The organism is Halorubrum sp. C191 (genome assembly GCF_002727095.1).
Lineage (GTDB): Archaea > Halobacteriota > Halobacteria > Halobacteriales > Haloferacaceae > Halorubrum > Halorubrum ezzemoulense.
In genome coordinates this window covers 1-6687 of the sequence record NZ_NHNZ01000119.1, presented here as the reverse complement: position 1 = coordinate 6687, position 6687 = coordinate 1, and the positions used below count along the sequence as shown (strand labels likewise).

The following is a 6687-nucleotide window of genomic DNA, read 5'->3' as shown; positions in this document are numbered from 1 at the left end:
TCGCGCCCCGCGGGCGCTCGGAGGCGCGCGCCAGCGCAGCGACTTGGCCACTCGTGAACCGAGCGAACAGAATGGAGTTGAGTAGAAATGAGTATCGCCGACTAGCGGCCCGGCGACCGCTGCCCACACCGCCGCGAGGTGATCCCCTCCTTCGAGCGGAACCGGCAGCCGCAGTCGGTACAGCGCACGAATGGCTCGCCCGGCTCGGTTTCGAGGCGGTGTTCGCCCACCTCGAACGGGCGGGTCACGGTCCGGGGGCGGATCCGGTCCGGGATCGGCGTCGACGCCGACTCGCTCAGCGCGGCCCGCACGGCGATGGTGTCGACGTCGACCCCGTCCCACCGCGAGGCCTCCAGCGCATCTTCGCGGTCCGCGACCTCGGTCCAGCCGGTGACGACGACCGGGGAGTTCGTCTCCGTGTCGCTCACGACCACGACGAACCGGACGCCGCCCTCCACGAGGGCGAACCGCCACCCGTCGGTGCTGTTCCACCGGAGCTGCCCCTCGCGGATCGCGTCGCTCACGGTGCGCGTCGAGACGTACCGACCGGGCTGTTCGAGCCGCTCGCGGAAGTGATCGGTCAGCGCGTAGCGGCCCGGGTCGCGCACGGGAGGATCCTCCGGCGTCCGGGCGGCGGCCTCGCCACCGTGCGGGGGATCAACCGACCGATACTCGCCGGTTCGGCCGGTCGAGCCGGATCGGCCGGCCCGAGCGCGGCGGCGCGCGGGCGACTCCGGCGGCGACCGAGGCCGGGCGTCTGCCTGCCGGCCGGCGGCGGTCGTGGAAACGGTCCGACGCTCCGTCGATCCGGGCCCGAGGGGCTCCGCGTCCCCCGACCCGCCCTGTCGGGATGCCACTACGACATCGTACCGAGCGCGCTCTTAAGTGTGTTACGCCGGCACAGGGGCGTCGACCGCGCCCGCATCGGCGGGGGAGTCGGACTCGTCGAACGCCCAGAGTCCGACCCCGCGTTCCCTCGCGTCGGCTTCGGCCGCCGCGTACGCGTCGCGTAGCGCGAACTCGGTGTCGTACAGCCGCGCGTACCCCTCGGTCAGCAGGCGCTCGTTGAAATCTTCACCGTCGACGTACAGCACCGCCAGCAGCCGCCCGTAGCCGCCGCGTCGGTCCCCGCCGGCGACGACCGTGACCTCCTCGCCGGCGAGTTCGGACTCGGCGAATGCGGCCGCCTCACCGCCCCACGCTCGGAGGTGCGCGCGGCCGGCGTCGGTGTTGGGGATCCCCTCGAACTCACCCGGCGAAGTCACGTCGGCGCTCGTCTCGGGCGTGTCGACGCCGAGGAGCCTGACGGTGTCGACCTCGCCGTTCGGGAACTCGACCTCCACCGTGTCGCCGTCGACGACGCGCACGACGGTGCCGGTCCAGGTCGTGTCGTCCGGGTCGCCGGGGTCGACTCCCGCCGGATCGGTCGGCGGCGAGTTGAGGTCGCCGGTCGGTGAATCCCCGTCGGTGGCGGGGCCCGGACCCCCGGCGCAGCCGGACAGTGCGACGACCGCGACGACTCCGATGACCGCGACCAGCCTCGGTCGAACGCGCATCGATCCCGTGTTGCGCTGGTTTCAGTATAAATAGGCAGGAAAGTCGTTCAGCTTACTCGCGTGCTACTACTAACCAACTCTCTCGCTGAAAAAGAAAAGCCTCACCCGCTCGCTGTCGCTCACGAGTCAGAAATTCAGTCCGCCCTCCCCGAATTGAACGGGGGACAAGTCGATCTACAGTCGACTGCTCTACCAGGCTGAGCTAAGGGCGGTTACCGAAACATAGCCGCCGGATTCGACTTAAGAGTTCCCTTTCAGAGCAGGTGTGATCCGCCGTACCGCGGGGTGGATCGCCGGACTCGAACCCCGCTCGCGACCCACGCTCGCCGCGGGGCTGTTAAGTCTCTCGCGGCGGGAGCGGGGACATGGCCGACGGCGACGACAGACAGGCGACGTTCGGGTCCGACGGGAGCCTCGAAACCGATCGGACGCCGGACGCGACGGGCGAGAACGACTTCGGCGAGGAGAAAGAGCCGAACGAGACCGACGGCGGGTACAGCCGGTACGTCGTCTCCAGCCTGCTCCAGAAGGCGGTCCGGCGCTCCGACGAGGAGATCGCGGCGTGGGCGGCGTGGGAGCTGGCGCGCTCCGGGTACGCCTGGAACCTCTGGGACCGACTCAACCTCTACGTCGTCGAGGACCTGCGCGCGGGCGACGAGGTCGCGCTCACGATCGAGCGCTACGAAGAACTCGCGACGGAGCGCTGGGAGCCCGACGCGTGGAAGGGCCGGCTCTGCGGGATCCACGCCGCGCTCGCGGCCGCCCGCGCTCGCTCGACACGCGAGGCGTCGAACGCGGACGCCTACTTCGGCGCGGTCGCCGATCTCCGGGCCGAGGCGCGCGCCCGCGGGGAGGAGCCGGCGCACGACTTCCCCGTCGGTGACCTCGAACCGGACGGGGAGTTCGACGCGGTCTTCGACGGGCACACCGGCGAGGGATCCAAGCGCGGGCGCGGCACCCGGTTCTTCAAGACGCACGGCGCGCGCGTCGGCCCGGAGGGCGAAGACGAACAGAGCGCGCGGTGGCAGCGGCTCGCGATGGTGCTCGACGAGGAGGTCGAGTACGACGAGGCGGAGCTCGCCCGCGCCGTCGCACCGGTCGATCCCGACGACCCGTGGGGCGGATCGGCCTCCGGCGACACCGAGCCGGACACGGGCGACGGCGAGACGCACCGGAGCGATGCCGAGCCGGACACGGGCGACGAGGGGGGTGGCGCGGGCGACGGGACCGGGTCCCTCTCTGACTTCGCGGAGTGAGGTGTCGGCCGCGGCGACAGGGGTCGCCGCGAGGTCCGCCGTGACCGATCCCCGCTTCCGCCAAGCCTTATGTTCGGGACTGCGTTGTAGCGACCATGACAGATGTCGCAATCGTCGGCGGTGGACCGGCCGGACTGAGCGCCGGGCTGTTCGCGAGCAAGAACGGCCTCGACACCGTCCTCTTCGACACGGACGAGACGTGGATGCACAAGGCGCACCTGTTCAACTATCTCGGCGTGGGCTCGGTCGGCGGCAGCGAGTTCATGGCGACCGCGCGCCAGCAGGCCGACGACTTCGGCGTCGACCGCCGCCAGGGCGAGGAGGTCACCGGCGTCGAGGACGGAGGCGGCGGGTTCACCGTGACGACCGAGGACGGCGAGTACGAGGCCGACTACGTCGTCCTCGCGACGGGCGCGAACCGCGACCTCGCGGAGGCGCTCGGCTGCGAGTTCGACGACGACGACACCGTCAGCGTCGGCGTGTCGATGGAGACCAGCGTCGAGGGCGCCTACGCGACCGGCGCAATGGCCCGTGCCGAGGAGTGGCAGGCGGTCATCTCCGCCGGCGACGGCGCCGCCGCCGCGCTCAACATCCTCTCGAACGAGAAGGGCGAGCACTACCACGACTTCGACGTGCCAGACACCGCGGCGTCGGTGTTCGGCGACCTGATCGACGACGCGGAGTAACCCCGCTTTTCGCCGTCGTCGGTCGCGCGCCGTCGATTCCGCATGGTCAGTCAGCGGCGCGACAGGCGACGACGGACCTCGTCGACGCCGCGACGCATCCGTCGACCGAGCCGGGTCGCGGCGAACGCGCCCCGGACGAACCAGTCGGTCGGGATCCGGTCTGGGAACGTCAGCGGGCCGACCCGCGAGACGCCGACGGTCCGCGTCTCCGTGTACCGTCGGATCCCCTCGGGCCCGTGTCGGCGACCGAGGCCGGAGTCGCCGAACCCGCCCATCGGTGCGTCGACCGCGCCCCAGGTCGCGAGGAACGCGTCGTTGACGTTCACGGTCCCGCAGTCGATCTCGCGGGCGAGTTCGGCGCCTCGCTCGCGGTCCCCGGTCCAGACGCTCGCGTTGAGGCCGTACGGGGAGTCGTTCGCGGCGGCGACCGCCGCGTCCGCGTCCGGAACCGCCGTCACCGCGGCGACCGGACCGAACGTCTCCTCGCAGGCGACCGCGGCGTCCGGCTCGACCCCGGTGAGGACGGTCGGCTCGTAGCAGTACGGCGCGACATCCGTCCGCGCTCGGCCCCCGGTCTCGACCGTCGCCCCGCGCTCGCGGGCGTCCTCGACGTGCGACTCGACGCGGGCCAACTGGTCGGCGTCGACGAGCGAGCCGAGGTCGGCGTCGTAGTCGTACCCCGTCCCGAGCGTGAGCGCCTCCGTCTCGCGGACGAACGCGTCGAGGAACTCGTCGCAGGCGGACTCGACGACGTAGATCCGCTCCGCGGAGAGACAGAGCTGCCCGGCGTTCGAGAAGCAGGCCTGGACCGCGCCGCGGGCGGCCTCGTCGACGTCGGCGTCCCCGAGCACGACGAGCGGGTTGTTGCCGCCGAGCTCCAGCGAACAGCCGATCAGGTTCCGGCCCGCGCGCTCCGCGATGGTCCGGCCGGTCGCGGTGCTACCGGTGAACGCGACGTAGTCGACCGCGTCGATCAGCGGCGGCCCGACCTGAGGCCCCTCGCCGGTGACGACCTGAAAGAGGCCGTCGGGGAGCCCGGCGACTTCCAGCAGCTCCGCGAGGAGCAGCGCCCCGTACGGCGTCTTCTCGTCCGGCTTGAGCACGACCGCGTTGCCCGCGGCGAGCGCGGGGATCGCGTCGGCCATCGACAGCGTCAGCGGGTAGTTCCACGGCGAGATGACGCCGACGACGCCGACCGGTTCGCGGGTGACCGTCGCGGTCGCGACGCCGGGCGCGACCCCGCGGCGACGCTCCTCGGCGAGCGCGCCCGGAGCCTCGCTCGCGACGTACGAGCAGCCGGTCGGCACGTCGAACAGCTCCTCGACCGCGGTGCGCCGAGACTTCCCGGTCTCCAGCTGGAGCACGTCGAGCAGCTCCTCGCGGCGGTCCGCGACGAGGTCGCCGAACCGGTCGACGATACGGGCGCGCTCGGTCGCCGACACCTCGGCCCACGCCGTCTGCGCGTCGCGGGCGCGTTCGACCGCGGCGGACACGTCGTCGGCGTCGCAGGCCGGCACGCGCCCGATCCGCTCGTCAGTCGCCGGGGCGGAGACGTCGATCGCGCCGTCGCCGTCGTCGCCGCTTCCGTCCGGCGAGCTGAAGACGCGATCGGCGAGTCCGTCGAGACGCCGCGCCGTGAGGGTCGGCGCGGCGCCGACCGCGGTTGGGGGATCCGTCGAGGACATCAGGTGTCGGACAGAGGGTCGGGCCATGGAAAGCCGTGCCGGTGGTGCCCTGCGTCGGCGGTCACTGCGTCGGGCCCGCGTCGCCGGTCACTGCGTCGAGCCCGCGTCGCCACCGACCGAGTCCGTCGGGTCGACGTGCTCGGAGAGCATGTCGATCGCTTCGAGCAGCAGCGACACGGCGAGGGGACCGACGATGACGCCGACGGCCCCGAGGGTGAGGATGCCGCCGACGAATCCGACGAAGTAGAGACCGGGCGATATCTTCCCGGTCCAGCCGGCGAGCCGAGTGCGGATCACCGCGTCCGGCACGAAGGCGACGACGACGAGCCCGAGTACCAGCACGGCGGCCGCCCGCCCGGTCGCGCCGACGAGGAAGTCCAGGGCGCCGAGCGCGACGATGAGGATGCTCGGACCGACGACGGGAATGAACTGGAGGACGCCGGCGATGACCGCGAGCAGGACGGGAGAGCCGTAGCCCAGCGTCCGGAACACCGCGACCGCGAGAACGAACGTCGCGGCGGCGGTCGCGGCCTGGAGGACGTATATCGAGTAGAGGGTCTGCCGCGTCCGCTCGTGGAGCCGTGTGGGGATGTCGTGGTACTCGGGCGGGACGACGCCGAAGACGGCCGCCTCGACCGCACGCGGCCGGTAGAGGATGCCGTACACGAGGAAGGTGAACACGACGACCTCCAAGACGAGGACCGGCGCCGCGCCCGCGACCGCGATCGCGACCCCGCGGATCCACGTCTCCGCGGCCGCGACGTACGGCGCGATCTCGACCACCGTCTGGAACCCGCCGACGGTGATCGGGACGAGGTCGGGGACCCCTTCGAGGAGGGCTATCAGCTCCGACCGCCGCCGGTACAGCGTGTACAGCAGCGGCGCCACGAGGAGGGTCGCGCCGACGAACGCGACGCCGGTCGAGACCACGCACGCGATCCGACGCGAGAGGCCGCGGCCGACGAGGCGCTGCCGGAGCGGATACAGGACGTACGCGACGGTGACCGCGAACACGACGGTCCGCAGCACCTCCGCCAGCGCGACCGCCGTGAGCGTCGCCATGGCGACGAACAGCACGCCCAACAGCCGCTGCCGGTTGAGAACCATGCCGTCGTGTCGCAACCCCCGGCGAAATGCGTTGCGATGGCGGCCCGCAGTGCCTCCGATTCGCGGGCGGCCGCGGGAGCGGTCCGCGACGACGTCGCCAACCACAGCACCTAACCTCGCGCCCGCCCGAAGAGGGGTATGCGCATCGACCCGTTCGGCCTCGAACGCTGGTTCGCGGAGTACGAACACGAGGCCGACATCATGCTGGCCGAAAGCGGCATCCGGTCGCTCGACGCGAGCCGGTTCGACCTCGATCCGGGGGAGCTCGGCTACGTCATCCCGACGAACGGCGACCCGGAGTTCCGGGCGTCCGTCGGCGACCGCTACGACCGCTCCGCCGACGAGGTGCTGTTCACCTGCGGCACCCAGTAGGCGAACTTCCTGACGGTCCTCCCGC

Annotated in this window: 6 protein-coding genes, 1 tRNA gene and 1 pseudogene; 3 read left to right on the top strand and 5 right to left on the bottom strand. The window is 71.8% G+C overall.

The annotated features are described in order from the left end of the window. Nucleotides 1–101: 101 nt before the first annotated feature. From Z052_RS11940 to Z052_RS11930, 3 genes are all read right to left on the bottom strand, one after another. Nucleotides 102–857, bottom strand: coding sequence for a hypothetical protein (locus Z052_RS11940; protein WP_049932537.1), 756 nt, complete (start codon nt 855–857; stop codon nt 102–104). Nucleotides 858–890: 33 nt separating this feature from the next. Continuing rightward, a complete protein-coding gene (locus Z052_RS11935) occupies nt 891–1556 on the bottom strand; it encodes a thermonuclease family protein (protein WP_089308771.1) in 666 nt (221 codons plus the stop codon). A gap of 138 nt (nt 1557–1694) precedes the next feature. Next, nucleotides 1695–1768: transfer RNA gene (locus Z052_RS11930), tRNA-Tyr, on the bottom strand. Nucleotides 1769–1921: 153 nt separating this feature from the next. Here Z052_RS11930 and Z052_RS11925 point away from each other — a divergent pair. Beyond that, nucleotides 1922–2812, top strand: a complete 891-nt coding sequence (locus Z052_RS11925; RefSeq protein WP_094519722.1) for a hypothetical protein — start codon at nt 1922–1924, stop codon at nt 2810–2812. 95 nt (nt 2813–2907) lie between these two features. Further along, on the top strand, nt 2908–3498 hold the full coding sequence (locus tag Z052_RS11920) for an NAD(P)/FAD-dependent oxidoreductase (RefSeq protein ID WP_094495397.1): 591 nt from the start codon (nt 2908–2910) through the stop codon (nt 3496–3498). 50 nt (nt 3499–3548) lie between these two features. On the opposite strand, the gene Z052_RS11915 is transcribed toward Z052_RS11920, so the two are convergent. Both Z052_RS11915 and Z052_RS11910 read right to left on the bottom strand, forming a co-directional pair. Then, nucleotides 3549–5183, bottom strand: coding sequence for a succinic semialdehyde dehydrogenase (locus Z052_RS11915; RefSeq protein WP_086219765.1), 1635 nt, complete (start codon nt 5181–5183; stop codon nt 3549–3551). Between the two features lie 87 nt (nt 5184–5270). Continuing rightward, nucleotides 5271–6290, bottom strand: a complete 1020-nt coding sequence (locus Z052_RS11910) for an AI-2E family transporter (protein WP_094495396.1) — start codon at nt 6288–6290, stop codon at nt 5271–5273. A 138-nt stretch (nt 6291–6428) separates the two neighbouring features. On the opposite strand from Z052_RS11910, the pseudogene Z052_RS11905 reads away from it, so the two are divergent. Next, nucleotides 6429–6659, top strand: a pseudogene (locus tag Z052_RS11905) (aminotransferase); the annotation flags it as partial. Nucleotides 6660–6687: the final 28 nt, after the last annotated feature.

Coding starts and splice junctions, on each gene's coding strand:
- Z052_RS11925 (WP_094519722.1), top strand. CDS start 1,922: ATGGCCGACGGCGACGACAGACAGGCGACGTTCGGGTCCGACGGGAGC.
- Z052_RS11920 (WP_094495397.1), top strand. CDS start 2,908: ATGACAGATGTCGCAATCGTCGGCGGTGGACCGGCCGGACTGAGCGCC.
- Z052_RS11910 (WP_094495396.1), bottom strand. CDS start 6,290: ATGGTTCTCAACCGGCAGCGGCTGTTGGGCGTGCTGTTCGTCGCCATG.
- Z052_RS11915 (WP_086219765.1), bottom strand. CDS start 5,183: ATGTCCTCGACGGATCCCCCAACCGCGGTCGGCGCCGCGCCGACCCTC.
- Z052_RS11935 (WP_089308771.1), bottom strand. CDS start 1,556: ATGCGCGTTCGACCGAGGCTGGTCGCGGTCATCGGAGTCGTCGCGGTC.